16 protein-coding genes are annotated in these 19,148 nt (G+C 56.1%); 5 read left to right on the plus strand and 11 right to left on the minus strand.

The genetic code is table 11. The features are described from left to right. Position 1 precedes the first annotated feature (1 nt). From rffC to trxA, 7 genes are all read right to left on the minus strand, one after another. Entirely contained in the window at positions 2-679 is a 678-nt protein-coding gene (gene rffC, locus C2U54_RS03835; protein WP_103177461.1) for a dTDP-4-amino-4,6-dideoxy-D-galactose acyltransferase, read from the minus strand. Further along, positions 676-1,938 carry a UDP-N-acetyl-D-mannosamine dehydrogenase gene (gene wecC, locus C2U54_RS03840; protein WP_103177462.1) on the minus strand — a complete coding sequence of 421 codons (1,263 nt, stop codon included), beginning with the start codon at positions 1,936-1,938 and terminating at the stop codon, positions 676-678. Before wecC ends, rffC begins: the two co-directional genes overlap by 4 nt. Continuing rightward, positions 1,935-3,065: a non-hydrolyzing UDP-N-acetylglucosamine 2-epimerase gene (wecB, locus tag C2U54_RS03845; protein WP_103177463.1), complete on the minus strand. Its 1,131-nt coding sequence runs from the start codon at positions 3,063-3,065 to the stop codon at positions 1,935-1,937. The genes wecC and wecB overlap by 4 nt, the downstream gene beginning before the upstream one ends. Positions 3,066-3,122: 57 nt before the next feature. After that, complete coding sequence (wzzE, locus tag C2U54_RS03850; RefSeq protein WP_103177464.1) at positions 3,123-4,169, minus strand: ECA polysaccharide chain length modulation protein; 1,047 nt, start codon at positions 4,167-4,169, stop codon at positions 3,123-3,125. A 12-nt stretch (positions 4,170-4,181) separates the two neighbouring features. Beyond that, on the minus strand, positions 4,182-5,285 hold the full coding sequence (gene wecA / locus C2U54_RS03855) for a UDP-N-acetylglucosamine--undecaprenyl-phosphate N-acetylglucosaminephosphotransferase (RefSeq protein WP_103177465.1): 1,104 nt from the start codon (positions 5,283-5,285) through the stop codon (positions 4,182-4,184). Positions 5,286-5,525: 240 nt separating this feature from the next. Further along, positions 5,526-6,785 carry a transcription termination factor Rho gene (rho, locus tag C2U54_RS03860; RefSeq protein ID WP_001054528.1) on the minus strand — a complete coding sequence of 420 codons (1,260 nt, stop codon included), beginning with the start codon at positions 6,783-6,785 and terminating at the stop codon, positions 5,526-5,528. 337 nt (positions 6,786-7,122) lie between these two features. Then, a complete protein-coding gene (gene trxA, locus C2U54_RS03865; RefSeq protein WP_006179218.1) occupies positions 7,123-7,452 on the minus strand; it encodes a thioredoxin TrxA in 330 nt (109 codons plus the stop codon). 144 nt (positions 7,453-7,596) lie between these two features. On the opposite strand from trxA, the gene rhlB reads away from it, so the two are divergent. Both rhlB and gppA read left to right on the plus strand, forming a co-directional pair. Then, positions 7,597-8,862 (plus strand): ATP-dependent RNA helicase RhlB, encoded by a 1,266-nt coding sequence (gene rhlB, locus C2U54_RS03870; protein ID WP_103177466.1) that lies wholly within the window; start codon positions 7,597-7,599, stop codon positions 8,860-8,862. A 4-nt stretch (positions 8,863-8,866) separates the two neighbouring features. Continuing rightward, positions 8,867-10,351, plus strand: a complete 1,485-nt coding sequence (gene gppA, locus C2U54_RS03875) for a guanosine-5'-triphosphate,3'-diphosphate diphosphatase (protein WP_103177467.1) — start codon at positions 8,867-8,869, stop codon at positions 10,349-10,351. Positions 10,352-10,396: 45 nt separating this feature from the next. Here gppA and rep read toward each other — a convergent pair whose 3' ends face one another. Further along, positions 10,397-12,418, minus strand: a complete 2,022-nt coding sequence (gene rep / locus C2U54_RS03880; RefSeq protein ID WP_103177468.1) for a DNA helicase Rep — start codon at positions 12,416-12,418, stop codon at positions 10,397-10,399. A gap of 112 nt (positions 12,419-12,530) precedes the next feature. Here rep and ppiC (C2U54_RS03885) point away from each other — a divergent pair, with 112 nt between their 5' ends. Both ppiC (C2U54_RS03885) and ppiC (C2U54_RS03890) read left to right on the plus strand, forming a co-directional pair. Continuing rightward, positions 12,531-12,812 (plus strand): peptidylprolyl isomerase PpiC, encoded by a 282-nt coding sequence (ppiC, locus tag C2U54_RS03885; protein ID WP_103177469.1) that lies wholly within the window; start codon positions 12,531-12,533, stop codon positions 12,810-12,812. Positions 12,813-12,861: 49 nt separating this feature from the next. After that, positions 12,862-13,143 carry a peptidylprolyl isomerase PpiC gene (gene ppiC / locus C2U54_RS03890; protein WP_008501570.1) on the plus strand — a complete coding sequence of 94 codons (282 nt, stop codon included), beginning with the start codon at positions 12,862-12,864 and terminating at the stop codon, positions 13,141-13,143. A gap of 86 nt (positions 13,144-13,229) precedes the next feature. On the opposite strand, the gene ilvC is transcribed toward ppiC (C2U54_RS03890), so the two are convergent. Further along, the gene (ilvC, locus tag C2U54_RS03895; RefSeq protein WP_103177470.1) at positions 13,230-14,705 is read right to left on the minus strand and encodes a ketol-acid reductoisomerase; all 1,476 of its coding nucleotides are present in this window, start codon (positions 14,703-14,705) and stop codon (positions 13,230-13,232) included. A 151-nt stretch (positions 14,706-14,856) separates the two neighbouring features. Here ilvC and ilvY point away from each other — a divergent pair, with 151 nt between their 5' ends. Beyond that, on the plus strand, positions 14,857-15,747 hold the full coding sequence (ilvY, locus tag C2U54_RS03900) for an HTH-type transcriptional activator IlvY (protein ID WP_103181002.1): 891 nt from the start codon (positions 14,857-14,859) through the stop codon (positions 15,745-15,747). On the opposite strand, the gene ilvA is transcribed toward ilvY, so the two are convergent. Both ilvA and ilvD read right to left on the minus strand, forming a co-directional pair. Then, positions 15,744-17,288, minus strand: a complete 1,545-nt coding sequence (gene ilvA / locus C2U54_RS03905; protein ID WP_103181003.1) for a threonine ammonia-lyase, biosynthetic — start codon at positions 17,286-17,288, stop codon at positions 15,744-15,746. The two genes, ilvY and ilvA, sit on opposite strands and share 4 nt — an antisense overlap. Positions 17,289-17,290: 2 nt before the next feature. Then, entirely contained in the window at positions 17,291-19,141 is a 1,851-nt protein-coding gene (gene ilvD, locus C2U54_RS03910; protein ID WP_103177471.1) for a dihydroxy-acid dehydratase, read from the minus strand. Positions 19,142-19,148 lie beyond the last annotated feature (7 nt).

Raw genomic sequence — 19,148 nt, forward strand, 5'->3', positions numbered from 1 at the left:
GTCACCTGTATAGCCAGTAAGCGGTCGTTTCGATGTTGCCGCCGCTTGCGATATAACGTTTAAGCGCGGCGGTGTTGCCCATCTGGGTCGCCACCCGCAAAGTAGAAATCTGCTGTTGCTGCGCCCAGTGCAGCGCCGCCTGCATTAACTTCTCGCCCATGCCGCGCCCGGCCAGCAGACCGATACGCGCCTCGTTGTCGCTGAGCTTGCGCAGGGAGACAAAGCCCTGGATGGCGCCATCCGGCGCGCGGAACACCAGGCAGAGATGGTCGAAGGTGCCTTTTACCGCATTCTCGATCCACTGGGCATAGAAGCGACCGCTGTCGTCAGGTGCGTACCAGGGGGCGCGAAAGCGGCTCTGCGCAAAGGCCTGAGCAGCCAGCTGGCGCAGCGCCGGGATATCCTGCTCCATCGCAGGTTCCGCGCCAGGGCAAGCGTGGTGCGTCACGGTAATGGCGAGATCGACTTCGCCTTCCACCAGCCTGAAGCCCTGCGCCTGTAAGGCGTCCAGCCAGTCGGCGCGGGTGGCCGGAATTTTAGCCTGCACCCGCTGCCAGGCGTCCAGCCCGGAAGCCGTCAGCAGCGGAGCATCATCAGAGAGGCGCACAAGCGCCGTGGGAAGGGCAAAAAACTCGCTTTCCCACTCCAGCGGCTGTAACGCACCGTGGAGCTGACTCAACGCCAGACCCCTTTGGTATCAACGATAAATTCCTGACGGACGGCCTCGCCCTGGATCGCTTTAAACTCGTTATGGTCCACCAGCAGCACCAGCACATCGGCGGTTGCCAGCGCCTCTTCAACGCTGGTCAGGGCGCAGTGTCCAGCCAGTTTTTTCGGCAGTTCATGAATATTGGGTTCCACCACCTGCGTTTCACCGCTGTGCCAGTCGGCAATCATCTCAGCAATTTCCATCGCCGGGCTTTCACGCAGATCGTCAATGTTCGGCTTAAAGGCGAGACCAAAACAGGCGATGGTCACCTCGTTCGCGCGCTTGCCGCTTTGGGTCAGGTAATCTGCCAGGGTGGCTTTCACCTGGTTCAGTACCCAGTGCGGCTTGCTGTCGTTAACTTCGCGGGCGGTACGGATAAGACGCGCCTGCTGGGGGTTCTGCGACACGATAAACCACGGGTCGACCGCGATGCAGTGCCCGCCTACGCCCGGCCCGGGTTGCAGGATATTCACGCGCGGATGGCGGTTCGCCAGACGAATCAGTTCCCAGACGTTAATCCCCTGATCGGCGCAAATCAGCGACAGCTCATTAGCAAACGCAATGTTCACGTCGCGGAAGCTGTTTTCGGTGAGTTTGCACATCTCAGCGGTACGGGAGTTGGTCACCACGCACTCGCCTTCGAGGAAGATGTTATACAGCTCGCTGGCGCGGGCGGAACAGACCGGAGTCATGCCGCCAATAACCCGATCGTTTTTAATCAGTTCGACCATCACCTGCCCCGGCAGCACGCGCTCCGGGCAGTAGGCGACGTTGATATCGGCCTGCTCGCCCGCCTGCTGCGGGAAAGTCAGATCCGGGCGCGCCTCAGCCAGCCACTGGGCCATTTGCTCGGTGGCACCCACCGGTGAGGTGGATTCGAGGATCACCAGCGCGCCTTTTTTTAGTACCGGGGCGATGGATTTCGCTGCCGCTTCGACATAGGCCATATCCGGCTCATGCTCGCCTTTGAATGGCGTCGGCACAGCAATCAGGTAGGCATCGGCAACCACTGGTGTGGTACTGGCCCTGAGGTATCCCCCTTCAACGGCGGTTTTTACCACCTTGTCGAGATCTGGCTCAACGATATGAATTTCACCCTTGTTGATCGTCTCAACCGCATGCTGGTTGATATCAACACCCACTACCTGTTTTTGACGGGAGGCAAATGCCGCCGCCGTGGGCAGCCCAATGTAGCCAAGACCAATGACAGAAATGGTAGTAAAACTCATAGCGATACCCGATTGTGTTTAAGTGCGTACAAAATGCGGTCACAGGCCTGGCCATCACCATACGGGTTATGGGCCCGGCTCATGGCCTGATACTCTTCGTTGTTATGTAGCAGGCGCGTCACCTCTTCCACGATGGCTCGTGAATCGGTCCCCACCAGCCTTACCGTCCCCGCTTTAACCGCTTCAGGACGCTCGGTGGTTTCACGCATCACCAGCACCGGTTTCCCCAGTGAAGGCGCTTCTTCCTGAATTCCGCCTGAGTCCGTCAGGATCAGCCAGGCATGGTTCATCAGCCAGACGAATGGCAGATAGTCCTGCGGCTCAATAAGTATGACGTTTTTGACATGCCCCAGGATGCGGTTGACCGGCTCGCTGACATTAGGGTTCAGATGCACCGGATAGACGATCTGGACATCTTCGTTACGCGCGGCGATTTCAGCCAGCGCATGGCAAATTTGCTCGAAGCCCTGGCCAAAACTTTCCCGCCGGTGTCCGGTGACCAGAATCATCTTTTTACCGTTAGCGAGGAACGGATACTGTTCGGCCAGTTGCCCACGCAGGCTGTCGTTCGCCAGCACCCGGTCGCGCACCCAGATCAGCGCGTCGATCACCGTGTTGCCGGTGACAAAAATGTGCTGGTCGTTAACGTTTTCGCGCAGCAGGTTCTGACGGGAGTTCTCGGTTGGCGCAAAGTGATACATTGCCAGATGCCCGGTCAGGGTCCGGTTCGCCTCTTCTGGCCACGGGGAGGAGAGATCGCCCGTGCGTAAACCGGCTTCGACATGTCCAACCGGAATACGTTGATAGAATGCCGCCAGACTGGTGGCGATGGTGGTGGTGGTATCGCCGTGCACCAGCACGACATCCGGCCTGAACGATTCCAGAATAGGTTTTAAACCTTCCAGAATACGGCAGGTAATTTCGGTTAGCCCTTGCCCCGGCTTCATAATATTGAGGTCGTAGTCGGGAACAATGGAAAAGAGTTTTAGGACCTGATCCAGCATCTCCCGATGCTGCGCGGTAACGCAAACTTTCGCCTCAAAATAAGGGTCGCTTGCCAGCGCATGGACCAGAGGCGCCATCTTGATGGCTTCCGGCCTTGTACCAAAGACAGTGAGTACTTTCACATCGATTCTCTTCGATTAAGCGATGAAGGCCAGCAGCCTTCATCGTAGACGGCGTTCTTAAATTTTGCGACGACGGGTTAATGCCACGCCTGCGCCAATTAAAGCACCCACAATCCCCCACATAATCATCAGGAATGCGCGACGTGGACTATCGCGTTTTACAGGTTCTTCAGGTGTTCGCAAATAACGATAGGTCTGAAAACGCGGGTCCAGTGTCGGACCGACGTTGAGGGTGTTGAGCATGGCGCGGTTCTGGTCGTAATCGAGGTCAAAATCTGGCCCAACGGCCTGCAGATTTTCCAGGCGCGCCTGGAGCATAGGACGCCCCAGCAGGAACATTTCAGAATCGGGCAGTTCATCGGCAGGCACATCGGTTTCACTGCGCGAGATATTGCTCTTTTCAGCAATCTTCAGCGCCTGATCGAGGTTATGTACCCGGCGGTTAAAGATGGCTTTGGCGACCTCTTCCTGACGTTTGACCTGCGCTTTCATCTGCACGGTACGCGCCGCCCAGGCGCCTTTCAGCTCATCATTAAGGTGGCTTGCTGCGCGCTGGCTGGCGAAAGCGACATACTGACGCAGCAGGTTATTCGCGTCCGGCGCGGTTTCAGCGATCAGCTTGACGCTGTCGTTGATGTTGCGCAGCGGATCGCCCGCCATAAACTGAATGTTGTTGATCAGCTCATCCAGCAGGGCTGCATCGGCTTTGCTGTTGCCGACCATTCTCTGTTTGAAATAGTCGGTCTGGTTCCAGAAATCACGGCGCGTATCCCAGGAGGCGAGCTGCATAACAAACTCTTTGTAGGACTCGTCCATTACCGAAGTCTGGTCGGCGGTCGCAGGATTCGCTTTTACATCCAGATTCTGCAGAAACTGTTGCTGAGAGTAGAAACCTCCAAGCATATTCACCGTAGGACGGTCGGTAATCGCCGTCGCACTCCACTCTTGTCTGGCGAAAAAGGTATAGGCCAGAGCGATAAGTGCAAAGCCCAGCGCAATACCTGCAATCCAAAACTTGCCCGCCCATAACACGCGGAACAAGCCACGAACATCCAGCTCATTCTCAGTTACCACTGATTTTGCTCCCGCCAACGGTTGAGTCATTACAGTCCCGATTTACTTAGTTAAAGTTGGGTTATTGCCATTATTTCTACGCATACGGCGTTTTACGCGTTTAATAAAGCGCGCTACTTTCCATGCGCGTTTAATACAGTAGCCGTACAGGAAAAATGCAAGCAAGAATAATACCAACATTACCCATTCAGGAATGAAATGTGCATATTCTGCGGCAACGCCAATCCCGGCTAACAGCGCAGCGGCCAGCGTAATCAAGACAAATGCCTGTCGTGAGGTGAAGCCGGCACGCATAATAAGATGATGAATATGCTGGCGGTCTGGGGAGAAGGGACTCATGCCTTTACGCAGACGGCGGTACATTATTGCCACCATATCCATCAATGGAATGGCGATGATCCACAGTGCCGTCACCGGACTGATTGGATGGGTGTTACCCTGAGTAGTTTCCAGCAGGATCCAGATGATGGTAAAGCCAATCAGCGTACTGCCGGCATCCCCCATAAAGACCTTGTAGCGACGTCCCAGGACACCGAGGTTAAGGCAGATATAAGGCAGAATGGCGGCGATCATCGCGAAGCACCACATCGACAGGCTGTACTGGCCATCAAACCAGAGGATGATGCCGATAGCCGCGAAGGAGACGCTGGAGAGCCCACCAAGCAGACCGTCAATGCCGTCTACCATGTTAAAGGCGTTAATCGCCGCCCATACGGCAAACAACGTCAGGAAGTAGCCGAATGGCCCCAGTACCATCTCCCAGGTGCCAAAGATGTAGCCCAGGCTGCTGAGATAGAGTTTCCCTACCACCATCATGATGACGCCGATAGCCGCCTGAACCGCGGCGCGGAATTTGACGCTGATATCGTATCGGTCATCCAGCGCGCCAACCAGCACCAGCACGCCGGCACAGGCCAAATAGAGTGCCGCATGAGGGATATAATAATCCGCAATGGCGAAGGTGAAGCAGATACCCGCGTAAACCGAGATCCCACCAACCAGCGGAATCAAGCCTTGATGGCGTTTACGATAATTGGGCTTATCCACCAGTCCGACTCTCTTCGCGACCTTACGGGCGAGGAATAAAAAACAGGTGGTAAAAAGAAAAATACTGATTAGCTCAGTCACCGCAGTGAGTAGATTCACAATGGATGCTCTCAACAAATGTTAATCCCGAAAGTATAACCTTGAAGGCTCGGCTCAAGAAGGAAAAAGCAGGCCTCGCCCAAGTCCCTTTGTTTATTTTTCAGACAATTACTTTTCTGCTTTGACGAACATTCCGATTTTCGTCCCCGGCAGTATAATTTGACAGCTTACTGTTACAGCGTATAAGCCATAAAAGAAAAACGCCACGTAAAAACGTGGCGTTTCGGCGCTTTATTTATATTACGAGCGTTTCATCATATCGAAGAAATCATCGTTAGTTTTCGTCATCGCCAGCTTGTTAATGAGGAACTCCATCGCGTCGATTTCACCCATTGGATGGATAATTTTGCGCAGGATCCACATTTTCTGCAGCTCTTCCTGAGTGGTGAGCAGCTCTTCTTTACGGGTACCGGAACGGTTGTAATCGATAGCCGGGAAGACGCGTTTTTCAGCGATTTTACGCGACAGGTGCAGTTCCATGTTGCCTGTACCTTTAAACTCTTCGTAAATCACTTCATCCATCTTCGAACCGGTGTCGATCAGCGCGGTTGCGATGATGGTCAGGCTGCCGCCCTCTTCCACGTTACGCGCAGCACCGAAGAAACGCTTCGGACGATGCAGGGCGTTGGCATCCACACCACCGGTCAAGACTTTACCGGACGCTGGAACCACGGTGTTGTAGGCACGCGCCAGACGGGTGATGGAGTCAAGCAGGATGATAACGTCTTTCTTATGCTCAACCAGACGCTTCGCCTTCTCGATAACCATTTCAGCGACCTGAACGTGGCGGGAGGCCGGTTCGTCAAAGGTCGACGCTACCACTTCACCTTTCACCAGACGCTGCATCTCGGTCACTTCTTCCGGACGTTCGTCAATCAGCAGTACCATCAGTACGCAGTCTGGGTGGTTATAAGCGATGCTCTGCGCGATGTTCTGCAGCAGCATGGTTTTACCCGCTTTTGGCGGCGCGACAATCAGACCACGCTGACCGCGACCAATCGGCGAAGCCAGATCCAGAACGCGAGCGGTTAAATCTTCGGTAGAACCGTTACCACGCTCCATGCGCAGGCGAGAGTTCGCGTGCAGCGGCGTTAAGTTTTCGAACAGGATCTTATTGCGCGAGTTTTCCGGCTTATCGTAGTTAACTTCGTTAACTTTCAGCAGCGCAAAGTAGCGTTCACCCTCTTTAGGAGGACGAATCTTACCTGAAATGGTGTCACCAGTGCGGAGGTTGAAACGGCGGATTTGGCTGGGAGAAACGTAGATATCATCAGGACCGGCGAGGTAGGAGCTGTCTGCAGAGCGGAGGAAACCAAATCCGTCCTGCAATATCTCCAGCACACCGTCGCCAAAGATATCTTCGCCACTCTTTGCGTGCTGCTTCAGGATGGCAAAAATGATGTCCTGCTTGCGCATACGAGCCTGGTTTTCCAGCCCCATATTTTCGCCGAGAGTGATCAGCTCAGAAACCGGCGTATTCTTTAATTCGGTAAGATTCATAATGGTGTGGGTTCTTAAACTCGGGGTAATACTCGAACTTAATTTGTGAATGGTATGGCAGGGTCATCCATGCCTGTTAACGGCTATCAACTCATGTCTGTTCGCTGTCTGCTCACAGGGAAAGCACAGAACTGAAACGACAAGACGGATTGAGTGACAAGCCCGGAATCTATCCACTTCTCGCACTGTTTATGTCAACAACGGGAAGTATCGGGTAAAACAAGATTCAAACAACAAGGTATGTTTAAAACGAAGTCATAGGTAACTTAGCACGACTCAAGCCGGGCGTCCAGAGATCCAAACAATTTAGAAACCCTGGACGCACAGACGAGAAGCCTTACGCCAGATTGGCGTCCAGGAACTCTTTCAGCTGACCTTTGGACAGGGCGCCCACTTTGGTCGCTGCCACTTCACCGTTTTTAAACAGCAGCAGAGTCGGGATGCCGCGGATGCCATATTTTGGCGCGGTGCCCGGGTTCTGGTCGATGTTCAGTTTAGCCACGGTCAGTTTGCCCTGATATTCGTCGGCGATCTCATCCAGAATCGGGGCGATCATTTTGCAAGGACCACACCATTCAGCCCAGAAATCGACGAGGATCAGCCCGTCAGCTTTAAGTACGTCCGTGTCAAAACTGTCGTCAGTCAGGTGAATAATTTTATCGCTCATATATAACTCCACAGGAATAAGCCTGGCGCGTTGATCTTGCATCCATCAACGACCTGTTGATGTCGCATTAACCAACTAAAGGTTGACTTTATTTCACCGGATACGCTTTCGTAAAGCAATAGTAAGCTGATATTCTACCACACTATGAGCAAAACACATTTAACAGAACAGAAGTTTTCCGACTTCGCCCTGCACCCAAAAGTGATCGAAGCCCTTGAAACAAAAGGGTTTCATAACTGCACGCCCATTCAGGCTCTCGCCCTTCCGCTGACGCTGGCGGGTCGCGACGTTGCAGGGCAGGCGCAAACCGGTACCGGCAAAACGATGGCGTTTTTAACGTCAACGTTTCATTATTTACTCTCTCATCCGGCAATTGCTGACCGTAAAGTTAACCAACCGCGCGCGCTGATTATGGCACCGACGCGAGAACTGGCGGTCCAGATCCACGCTGATGCAGAACCCCTGGCGCAAGCTACCGGCCTGAAACTCGGCCTGGCCTACGGCGGTGACGGTTATGACAAACAGCTGAAAGTGCTGGAAAGCGGCGTCGATATTCTGATCGGCACCACCGGCCGTCTTATCGATTACGCGAAGCAGAACCACATTAACCTCGGCGCTATCCAGGTTGTGGTGCTGGACGAAGCCGATCGCATGTACGATCTCGGCTTTATTAAAGATATCCGCTGGCTGTTCCGTCGCATGCCTGCCGCTAACCAGCGTCTGAATATGCTGTTCTCGGCCACGCTCTCTTATCGCGTCCGTGAACTGGCGTTCGAACAGATGAACAACGCCGAATACGTCGAAGTGGAACCGGAACAGAAAACCGGCCACCGTATTAAAGAAGAGCTCTTCTACCCTTCTAACGAAGAGAAAATGCGTCTGCTGCAGTCGCTCATTGAAGAAGAGTGGCCGGATCGCGCGATCGTTTTCGCCAACACTAAACACCGCTGTGAAGATATCTGGGGCCACCTGGCTGCGGATGGACACCGTGTTGGTCTGTTAACGGGCGATGTCGCACAGAAAAAACGTCTGCGCATTCTTGAAGAGTTTACCCGTGGCGATCTGGATATTCTGGTTGCAACGGATGTCGCCGCGCGCGGCCTGCACATCCCGGCGGTCACGCACGTCTTCAACTATGACCTGCCGGATGATTGCGAAGATTACGTTCACCGTATCGGCCGTACTGGTCGTGCAGGTGCAAGCGGTCACTCCATCAGCCTGGCCTGTGAAGAGTACGCGCTGAATCTGCCCGCCATTGAGACCTATATCGGCCACTCAATTCCGGTCAGTAAATATAACCCGGAAGCGCTGTTAAGCGAGCTTCCGCCGCCGAAGCGCCTGACCCGCGCGCGTTCTGGCAATGGTCCGCGCCGTAACAGCGCACCGCGTAATCGTCGTCGTTCAGGCTAAAAATATGCTCCGGTCTACCTCGCTCTATGCAGCTATTGATTTAGGTTCGAATAGTTTTCATATGCTGGTTGTGCGCGAGGTGGCGGGCAGTGTTCAAACGCTGGCGCGTATTAAGCGTAAGGTCCGCCTCGCGGCGGGCCTGAGTGCTGATAATCAGCTCTCTCCAGAAGCCATGGAGCGCGGCTGGCAATGTCTGCGTCTTTTTGCCGAGCGTCTGCAGGATATCCCTACCCAGCAAATCCGTGTTGTTGCTACCGCCACCCTGCGTCTGGCGGTGAATGCCGGTGAATTTATTGCCACTGCCCAGCAGATCCTGGGCTGCCCGATACAGGTGATCAGCGGTGAAGAAGAAGCCCGCCTGATTTATCAGGGGGTAGCGCATACCACGGGCGGTGACGAGCGTCGTCTGGTGGTGGATATCGGTGGTGCAAGCACTGAACTGGTCACCGGTAATGGCGCTCAGGCGACATCCCTGAACAGCTTATCGATGGGCTGTGTCACCTGGCTTGAACGCTACTTCACCGATCGAAATCTGGCGCAAGAAAACTTTGATGACGCGGAAAAAGCCGCGCGCGAAGTGCTGCGTCCGGTGGCCGATGAACTGCGTTATCACGGCTGGAAAGTCTGCGTTGGCGCGTCCGGCACCGTCCAGGCGCTGCAGGAAATCATGATGGCGCAGGGGATGGATGAGCGCATCACGCTGGCGAAACTTCAGCAGTTAAAACAGCGCGCGATCCTCTGTGGCCGCCTGGAAGAGCTGGAAATTGAAGGACTCACCCTTGAACGCGCGCTGGTCTTCCCGAGCGGGCTGGCGATCCTGATTGCCATTTTCACCGAACTGAATATTCAGTGCATGACCCTTGCGGGTGGCGCGCTGCGGGAAGGGCTGGTCTACGGCATGCTACATCTGGCGGTCGATCAGGATATTCGCGACCACACCCTGCGCAACATCCAGCGCCGGTTTATGGTCGATATTGAGCAGGCGCACCGGGTCGCCAGGCTTGCGACAAAATTCCTCGATCACGTCGAAAATGAGTGGCATATTGAGCCTATCTGTCGCGAACTACTCCTGAGCGCCTGTCAGCTACATGAAATTGGCCTGAGCGTCGATTTCAAACAAGCGCCGCTGCACGCGGCGTATCTGGTACGCAATCTCGATTTGCCCGGCTTTACCCCGGCGCAAAAGAAACTCCTGGCGACGCTGCTGTTAAACCAGACCAACCCTGTCGATCTCTCTTCGCTCCACCAGCAAAACGCGGTTCCGCCGCGCGTGGCGGAACATCTGTGCCGCCTGCTGCGTCTGGCGATCCTCTTTGCCAGCCGTCGCCGGGACGATCTGTTGCCGGCCATCACGCTGAAGGCGGAAGGAGAGAAACTGACGCTAGCCTTACCGGAAAACTGGCTCGATACGCATCCGCTGGGCGCCGAAATGCTGGTACAGGAGTCCCAGTGGCAGAGCTACGTGCACTGGGCGCTTGAGGTTCATTAATTACGACGATATGCCCGGTAGCGCTACGCATACCGGGCCTTCAGCCTAGCGGTTTTTCGCTTTTTCCATCATGGCGCGAATATTGGCGATGCTGGCCTGCCCTTTGTGCATCCGCTCTTCGGCGGTGATGACCTTACGTTCCTGCTCCCAGCGCACATCATCCTGAGGTAACTCCAGCAGGAAACGGCTCGGCTCCGGGCGTACCAGCTCTCCATACTGGCGCCGCTCCTTACACAGCGTAAATGTCAGCTCTTTTTGCGCCCGCGTGATGCCCACATAGGCCAGACGACGCTCTTCATCGACGTTGTCTTCATCAATGCTGCTCTGGTGCGGCAGTAAGCCCTCTTCCATACCCACCAGATAGACATACGGGAACTCCAGCCCTTTCGAGGCATGCAGGGTCATCAGCTGCACCTGATCCGCCTCCTCTTCGCTTTCACCACGCTCCATCATATCGCGCAGGGTAAAGCGGGTAACCACCTGGGTCAGGGTCATCGGTTCATCGATCTCCGTCCCTTCCAGCATCTCAGTCATCCAGGTGAAAAGCTGGTTGACGTTCTTCATCCGCATCTCGGCCGCTTTCGGGCTGGCGGAAGTTTCATACAGCCAGGATTCATAGTCGATGCCGCGGATCAGATCCCGCACCGCATTAATCGGCTCCCGCTCGCTGAGCTGCTGGATCTCGCGCAGCCAGTGGGTAAAGCGGGTCAGCGATTCATAGCCACGCCCGGTTAAGGTCTGGCTCAGACCCATATCGAAACTGGCCGTTAACAGGCTCTTGTTGCGGGTCATCGCCCACTCGCCCAGTTTTTGCAGTGTCGCCGGGCCAATCTCGCGCTTCGGCGTATTGACGATCCGCAGGAAAGCACTGTCATCGTCCGGGTTGGTCAGTACCCGCAGGTAGGCGAGCAGATCCTTGATTTCCGGGCGCGAGAAGAACGAGGTTCCGCCGGAAATTTTGTACGGGATGCGGTTCTGCATCAGCATCTTCTCAAAGACGCGCGACTGGTGATTTCCGCGATAGAGAATGGCGTAATCTTTGTAGTTGGTTTTGTTCACGAAGTGATGGGCAATCAGTTCGCCCGCCACGCGCTCGGCTTCGTGATCTTCATTGTTGGCGCTGAGCACCTTCAGCTCCGTGCCGTATCCCAGTTCGGAAAAGAGGCGTTTTTCAAACACATGTGGGTTATTGGCGATCAGGATGTTGGCCGCCTTCAGAATACGCCCGGATGAGCGGTAGTTCTGCTCCAGCTTGATCACCTGCAGCGCCGGGAAGTCCTTACTGAGCAGGACCAGGTTCTGTGGACGAGCGCCGCGCCAGGAGTAGATCGACTGGTCATCGTCACCCACCACGGTGAAACGCGCCCGCTGACCCACCAGCAGTTTCACCAGCTCGTACTGGCTGGTGTTGGTGTCCTGATATTCATCCACCAGCAGGTAGCGGATCTTGTTCTGCCAGCGCTCACGCACCTCTTCATTGCTTTGCAGCAGCAGCGTGGGCAGCAGGATCAGGTCGTCAAAGTCGAGCACGTTGCAGGCTTTGAGATGATCGTTATACAGGCTGTAGCAGTGGGCGAAGATCCGATCCCGCTCCCCTTTGGCGCTTGCGGCGGCCTGGGCAGGGCTCATCAGATCGTTTTTCCAGTTTGAGATCGTGGAGATCAACTGCTGCAGCACCACTTTGTCATCTTCGATCAGCCCTTCGGTCAGCTCCTTGAGCAATGCCACCTGATCGGTATCGTCAAACAGCGAGAAGTTGGCTTTCATCCCCAACGCCGCATATTCGCGCTTTATGATATCCAGCCCCAGGGTATGGAAGGTGGAGATCATCAGGCCGCGGGCCTCTTTGCGCCCTAACGTCTGCCCGACACGCTCTTTCATCTCGCGCGCCGCTTTGTTGGTAAAGGTCACCGCGGCGATGTGGCGTGCCTGATAGCCGCAGCCGCGGATCAGGTGGGCGATTTTGTTGGTGATGACGCGGGTTTTACCGGAACCCGCCCCTGCCAGCACCAGGCATGGTCCAGTAACGAATTCGACCGCTTGTTGTTGTCCAGGGTTTAAACGCATGGGAATATTGCTCAATCTTCGAACGGGGTGGGGATTGTAGCAGAAAGCCGGGCGCAGATTTACCGGCTAATGATAAAGTGAACAAAACGCGATTTACCCCGAGAGCAGAACCATGAAAAAGAGCGCAGCGGCCCTGCACATTCTGGTAAAAGAAGAGAAGCTGGCGCAGGAGATCCTTGCCAAACTGGAACGCGGCATCAGCTTCGATCATCTGGCGAAGCGCTACTCTAAATGTCCCTCCGGGCGCAACGGCGGCGATTTAGGGGAATTTAAGCAGGGTGTGATGGTGGGCCCTTTCGATGAGGCGGTTTTTAGCTGCCCGCTGCTAAAACCCTGCGGCCCGGTCAAAACGAAGTATGGCTACCATATCATTAAGGTGCTGTATCGCCGCTAACGCGTGGTATATTGCGCCCCGATTTAACTCAACCCTTCAAGGCACGATCATGGCAAAAACAGCAGCAGCACTGCATATTCTTGTTAAAGAAGAGAAACTGGCTCTGGATCTTCTGGAGCAGATTAAAAACGGCGCCGACTTCGGCAAGCTGGCGAAGAAGCACTCTATTTGCCCGTCAGGCAAACGCGGCGGCGATCTGGGTGAATTCCGCCAGGGTCAGATGGTTCCGGCGTTCGATAAAGTGGTCTTCTCCTGCCCGGTGCTGGAGCCAACCGGCCCGCTGCACACTCAGTTCGGTTACCACGTTATTAAAGTGCTGTACCGCAAATAAAAAGCCGGGTGGCGGCTTCGCCTTACCCGGCCTACTTGATACAGCTTTGTAGGTCGGGTAAGCGCAGCGCCACCCGACATGAGGTTTTAGCCTGCTACTGCGATACGTTTCATATCGGTCATATAGCCACGCAGTTTGTGACCTACTTTCTCGATCTCGTGGCTGCGAATCGCTTCGTTCACGTCACGCAGTTGGGCATTATCTACCGCACCTTCGGCAATCGCTTTGCCCAGAGCGCCTGGCTGCAGGGTGGTCATGAACTCTTTCAGCAGCGGTACGCAGGCATAAGAGAACAGGTAGTTACCGTATTCAGCGGTATCGGAGATAACCACGTTCATCTCATACAGACGCTTACGGGCGATGGTGTTCGCAATCAGCGGCAGTTCGTGCAGGGATTCATAGTAAGCAGACTCTTCGATGATGCCGGAATCCACCATGGTTTCGAACGCCAGCTCAACGCCCGCTTTCACCATCGCAATCATCAGAACGCCTTTATCAAAGTACTCCTGCTCGCCGATTTTGCCTTCATACTGCTCAGCGGTCTCAAACGCGGTCTTACCGGTCTCTTCGCGCCAGGTCAGCAGTTTCTTATCGTCGTTGGCCCAGTCAGCCATCATGCCGGAAGAGAACTCGCCAGAGATGATGTCGTCCATATGTTTCTGGAACAGCGGTGCCATGATGGTTTTCAGCTGCTCGGACAGGGCGAAGGCACGCAGTTTCGCCGGGTTAGACAGGCGATCCATCATCAGGGTGATGCCGCCCTGCTTCAGCGCTTCGGTGATGGTTTCCCAGCCGAACTGAATCAGTTTTTCCGCGTATGCCGGGTCAGTACCCTCTTCCACCAGCTTATCGAAGCAGAGCAGAGAACCGGCCTGCAGCATGCCGCACAGGATAGTCTGCTCGCCCATCAGGTCAGACTTCACTTCGGCCACGAAGGAGGATTCCAGCACGCCCGCACGGTGGCCGCCGGTAGCTGCTGCCCATGCTTTGGCGATCGCCATCCCTTCGCCTTTCGGATCGTTTTCCGGGTGAACCGCGATCAGGGTCGGCACACCGAAACCACGCTTGTACTCTTCACGCACTTCGGTACCCGGGCATTTTGGCGCCACCATCACGACGGTGATGTCTTTACGGATCTGCTCGCCCACTTCAACGATGTTGAAGCCGTGGGAATAACCCAGCGCCGCGCCATCTTTCATCATAGGCTGTACGGAACGCACAACGTCAGAGTGCTGTTTGTCTGGCGTCAGGTTAACAACCAGATCTGCCTGTGGGATCAGCTCTTCGTAGGTACCCACTTTGAAGCCGTTTTCGGTCGCTTTGCGCCAGGAAGCACGCTTCTCAGCAATCGCTTCTTTACGCAGGGCGTAAGAGATATCCAGGCCGGAGTCGCGCATGTTCAGGCCCTGGTTCAGACCCTGTGCGCCACAGCCGACGATGACCACTTTCTTACCCTGAAGGTAGCTTGCGCCATCGGCAAATTCATCGCGCGCCATAAAGCGGCATTTGCCCAGCTGCGCCAGCTGCTGGCGCAGGTTCAGTGTGTTGAAGTAGTTAGCCATGGTGATACCTCGTGATGTTGTGTGTCTTATTGTTCGGTTCGCTGTTCAGCGAGAATGTACCCACATTACAACAGGAAATTTATTGCGGAAATTGATATATTCACAACGTCACGTTGCAATATTTGCAATGTAAAAAGGGGGAGTGGAATCGGTGGATTTACGCGATCTAAAAATGTTTTTGCATCTGGCGGAAAGCCGCCATTTTGGCCGCAGCGCGCGGGCGATGCATGTCAGCCCCTCCACGCTTTCCCGCCAGATCCAGCGTCTGGAAGAGGATCTCGGCCAGCCGCTGTTTGTGCGTGATAACCGCACGGTGACGCTCACCGAAGCGGGGGAAGAGTTGCGTACGTTTGCCCAACAGACGTTATTGCAGTATCAGCAGCTGCGCCACACCATCGACCAGCAGGGGCCCTCTCTGTCCGGCGAGCTCCACATCTTCTGCTCGGTGACCGCCGCCTATAGCCATCTTCCCCCCATTCTTGACCGCTTCCGCGCGGAACATCCCTCGGTTGAAATTAAACTCACCACCGGCGATGCCGCCGATGCGATGGAAAAGGTGGTGACGGGTGAAGCGGATCTGGCCATTGCCGGCAAACCGGAAACCCTGCCGGGGGCGGTGGCCTTCTCGATGCTGGAAAATCTGGCCGTAGTACTGATCGCTCCGGCGCTGCCCTGCCCGGTGCGCAACCAGGTGTCGGTGGAGAAGCCCGACTGGTCAACGGTGCCCTTTATCATGGCCGATCAGGGGCCGGTGCGTCGTCGCATTGAGCTGTGGTTCCGTCGTCAGAAAATCAGCAACCCCTCCATCTATGCGACAGTGGGCGGCCATGAGGCGATGGTCTCAATGGTGGCGCTCGGCTGCGGCGTGGCGCTGTTGCCGGAAGTGGTGCTGGAGAACAGTCCGGAGCCGGTGCGCAATCGCGTGATGATTCTGGAGCGCAGCGACGAGAAAACGCCTTTTGAGCTTGGCGTCTGCGCACAAAAAAAGCGGCTGCATGAGCCGCTTATTGATGCGTTCTGGAAGATATTGCCCAACCACTAGCCCGCCAGGAAGAAACGGAACGCCGGGTTGTGGGTTTCGTCATGACACTCGTAGCCCAGTTCGTTCAGCCGCGTTTCGAAATCCGGCTCGTGCTCGCCCAGTTCAAACGCCGCCAGTACCCGACCGTAGTCGGTGCCGTGGCTGCGGTAGTGGAACAGGGAGATGTTCCAGTGCGTGCCCAGGGTATGCAGGAACTTCAGCAGCGCACCCGGCGACTCCGGAAACTCAAAGCTGAACAGACGCTCCCGTAACGGTTTAGACGGACGCCCGCCCACCATGTAGCGCACGTGCAGCTTCGCCATTTCATCATCAGAGAGATCCACCACGCTGTAGCCACCTTCATGCAGCAGGCTGAGGATCTCTTTGCGCTCTTCCAGACCGCGGCTTAAACGCACGCCGACAAAAATGCAGGCATCTTTAGCATCGGCAAAACGGTAGTTGAACTCGGTTACCGAACGGCCGCCCAGCAGCTGGCAGAACTTGAGGAAGCTGCCCTTCTCTTCCGGGATGGTCACCGCCAGCAGCGCCTCACGCTGCTCACCCAGCTCGCAACGCTCGGAAACGTAGCGCAGGCCGTGGAAGTTGACGTTAGCGCCGGAAAGGACATGGGCCAGACGCTCGCCGCGAATATTGTGCTGGGCGATATATTTTTTCATCCCCGCCAGCGCCAGCGCGCCGGACGGCTCTGCCACCGCGCGCACATCCTCGAAGAGATCTTTCATCGCCGCGCAGATCGCATCGCTGTCGACGGTGATGATGTCGTCGAGATACTCCCGGCAGACGCGGAAGGTCTCATCCCCGATGCGTTTCACCGCCACACCCTCGGCAAACAGCCCGACGCGCGGAAGATCGACCGGATGACCCGCATCCAGCGCCGCCTTCAGGCAGGCTGAATCTTCCGCTTCCACGGCAATCACTTTGATCTGCGGCATCAGCTGTTTGATGAGTACCGCCACGCCCGCCGCCAGGCCACCGCCGCCGACCGGAACAAACACCCGGTCAAGATGGGCATCCTGCTGCAGCAGTTCCAGCGCCAGGGTACCCTGCCCGGCAATCACCATCGGGTGATCGAACGGCGGCACCCAGGTAAAGCCCTGCTGCTGTGCCAGCTCGATCGCTTTGGCTTTCGCTTCGTCAAAATTGGCGCCGTGGAGCAGCACTTCACCGCCAAAACCGCGCACCGCATCGACTTTGATATCCGCCGTGGCAACCGGCATTACGATCAGCGCTTTTAACCCCAGACGCGCGGACGAGAACGCCACCCCCTGGGCATGGTTGCCCGCAGACGCCGTGATCACACCACGCGCTTTTTGCTCATCGGTCAGCCCGGCCATCATCGCGTAAGCGCCGCGCAGCTTAAAGCTGTGTACCGGCTGACGGTCTTCACGTTTTACCAGAATGACGTTATCGAGGCGCGCCGAGAGCTTTTCCATTTTTTGCAGCGGCGTGACCTGCACCGCTTCATAAACCGGCGCGCGTAGTACCGCCCTGAGATATTCCGCCCCCTCGGGGGCGGCGGATAAGGGTTGGGATTCGGCCATCATTAGCCCCCAAGTTTAGATTTATCGCGCACTGCGCCTTTATCTGCACTGGTCGCGAGGGTCGCATATGCGCGCAGGGCGAAGGAGACTTCACGCTGGCGATCTTTCGGCGTCCAGGCTTTATCCCCACGCGCTTCCTGTGCTTCGCGGCGGGCTGCAATTTCCTGGTCGCTCAGTTTCAGCTGAATACCGCGATTCGGAATATCGATTTCAATCAGGTCGCCATCTTCGATGATCGCGATGTTGCCGCCGCTGGCCGCTTCCGGCGAAACATGGCCAATAGAGAGACCGGAGGTGCCGCCGGAGAAGCGACCGTCGGTGATCAGCGCACAGGCTTTACCGAGGCCCATCGATTTCAGGAAGGTGGTCGGGTAGAGCATCTCCTGCATTCCAGGCCCGCCTTTCGGCCCTTCGTAGCGGATCACCACGACATCGCCTTCAACCACTTTGCCGCCGAGGATCGCTTCTACCGCCTCATCCTGGCTCTCGTAGACTTTTGCCGGACCGGTAAATTTCAGAATGCTGTCATCAACGCCTGCGGTTTTAACGATACAGCCGTTTTCCGCAAAGTTGCCGTACAGAACCGCCAGGCCACCATCTTTGCTGTAGGCATGTTCCAGCGAGCGGATACAACCCTCTGCGCGATCGTCATCCAGACTGTCCCAGCGACAATCCTGCGAGAACGCCTGGGTGGTACGGATACCGGCCGGACCGGCGCGGAACATCTTTTTCACTGACTCATCTTTGGTCAGCATCACGTCATACTGATCCAGCGCCTGCGGCAGCGTCAGGCCCAGCACGTTTTTCACATCGCGGTTCATCAACCCGGCGCGATCCAGCTCACCGAGGATCCCCAGCACGCCACCGGCACGGTGAACATCTTCCATGTGATATTTCTGCGTGCTTGGCGCAACCTTACACAGCTGCGGCACTTTGCGGGAGAGCTTGTCGATATCACTCATGGTGAAATCGATCTCCGCTTCCTGCGCGGCGGCCAGCAGGTGCAGAACGGTGTTAGTGGAACCGCCCATAGCGATATCCAGCGTCATGGCGTTTTCAAATGCCGCTTTGCTGGCGATATTGCGCGGCAGCGCGCTGGCATCGTCCTGCTCGTAGTAGCGTTTGGTCAGCTCAACGATGCGTTTACCGGCATTGATAAACAGCTCCTTACGATCGGCGTGGGTCGCCAGCAGCGAGCCGTTACCCGGCTGAGATAAGCCCAGCGCTTCGGTCAGACAGTTCATCGAGTTGGCGGTGAACATCCCGGAGCAGGAGCCGCAGGTCGGGCATGCTGAACGTTCAACCTGTTCGCTCTGCTCGTCGGAGACTTTCGGGTCCGCGCCCTGAATCATCGCGTCAACCAGGTCGAGCTTGATGATCTTATCGGAGAGCTTGGTTTTACCCGCTTCCATTGGGCCGCCGGAGACGAAGATCACCGGAATGTTCAGGCGCAGGGAGGCCATCAGCATCCCCGGGGTGATTTTGTCGCAGTTAGAGATACAGACCATGGCATCGGCACAGTGGGCGTTCACCATGTACTCCACCGAGTCGGCAATCAGCTCGCGCGACGGCAGTGAATAGAGCATGCCCCCGTGCCCCATTGCGATCCCGTCATCCACGGCGATGGTGTTGAACTCTTTTGCCACGCCGCCGGAGGCTTCAATCTGCTCGGCAACCAGCTTCCCGAGGTCGCGCAGGTGCACGTGGCCCGGCACAAACTGGGTAAAAGAGTTGACCACGGCGATAATCGGTTTCCCGAAATCGGCATCGGTCATTCCGGTAGCGCGCCACAGCGCGCGGGCACCCGCCATATTGCGGCCGTGAGTGGTGGTGGCGGAACGGTACTTAGGCATGCGTTAT

It is taken from the genome of Leclercia sp. LSNIH1, from assembly GCF_002902985.1.
Classification (GTDB): Bacteria; Pseudomonadota; Gammaproteobacteria; order Enterobacterales; family Enterobacteriaceae; genus Enterobacter.

What these genes read in the sequence shown, in the direction of transcription:
- wzzE (WP_103177464.1), bottom strand. Translation starts at nt 4,169, where the DNA reads ATGACTCAACCGTTGGCGGGAGCAAAATCAGTGGTAACTGAGAATGAG.
- trxA (WP_006179218.1), bottom strand. Translation starts at nt 7,452, where the DNA reads ATGAGCGATAAAATTATTCACCTGACTGACGACAGTTTTGACACGGAC.
- rhlB (WP_103177466.1), top strand. Translation starts at nt 7,597, where the DNA reads ATGAGCAAAACACATTTAACAGAACAGAAGTTTTCCGACTTCGCCCTG.
- gppA (WP_103177467.1), top strand. Translation starts at nt 8,867, where the DNA reads ATGCTCCGGTCTACCTCGCTCTATGCAGCTATTGATTTAGGTTCGAAT.
- rep (WP_103177468.1), bottom strand. Translation starts at nt 12,418, where the DNA reads ATGCGTTTAAACCCTGGACAACAACAAGCGGTCGAATTCGTTACTGGA.
- ppiC (WP_103177469.1), top strand. Translation starts at nt 12,531, where the DNA reads ATGAAAAAGAGCGCAGCGGCCCTGCACATTCTGGTAAAAGAAGAGAAG.
- ilvA (WP_103181003.1), bottom strand. Translation starts at nt 17,288, where the DNA reads ATGGCCGAATCCCAACCCTTATCCGCCGCCCCCGAGGGGGCGGAATAT.
- rho (WP_001054528.1), bottom strand. Translation starts at nt 6,785, where the DNA reads ATGAATCTTACCGAATTAAAGAATACGCCGGTTTCTGAGCTGATCACT.
- wecC (WP_103177462.1), bottom strand. Translation starts at nt 1,938, where the DNA reads ATGAGTTTTACTACCATTTCTGTCATTGGTCTTGGCTACATTGGGCTG.
- ilvD (WP_103177471.1), bottom strand. Translation starts at nt 19,141, where the DNA reads ATGCCTAAGTACCGTTCCGCCACCACCACTCACGGCCGCAATATGGCG.
- ppiC (WP_008501570.1), top strand. Translation starts at nt 12,862, where the DNA reads ATGGCAAAAACAGCAGCAGCACTGCATATTCTTGTTAAAGAAGAGAAA.
- ilvC (WP_103177470.1), bottom strand. Translation starts at nt 14,705, where the DNA reads ATGGCTAACTACTTCAACACACTGAACCTGCGCCAGCAGCTGGCGCAG.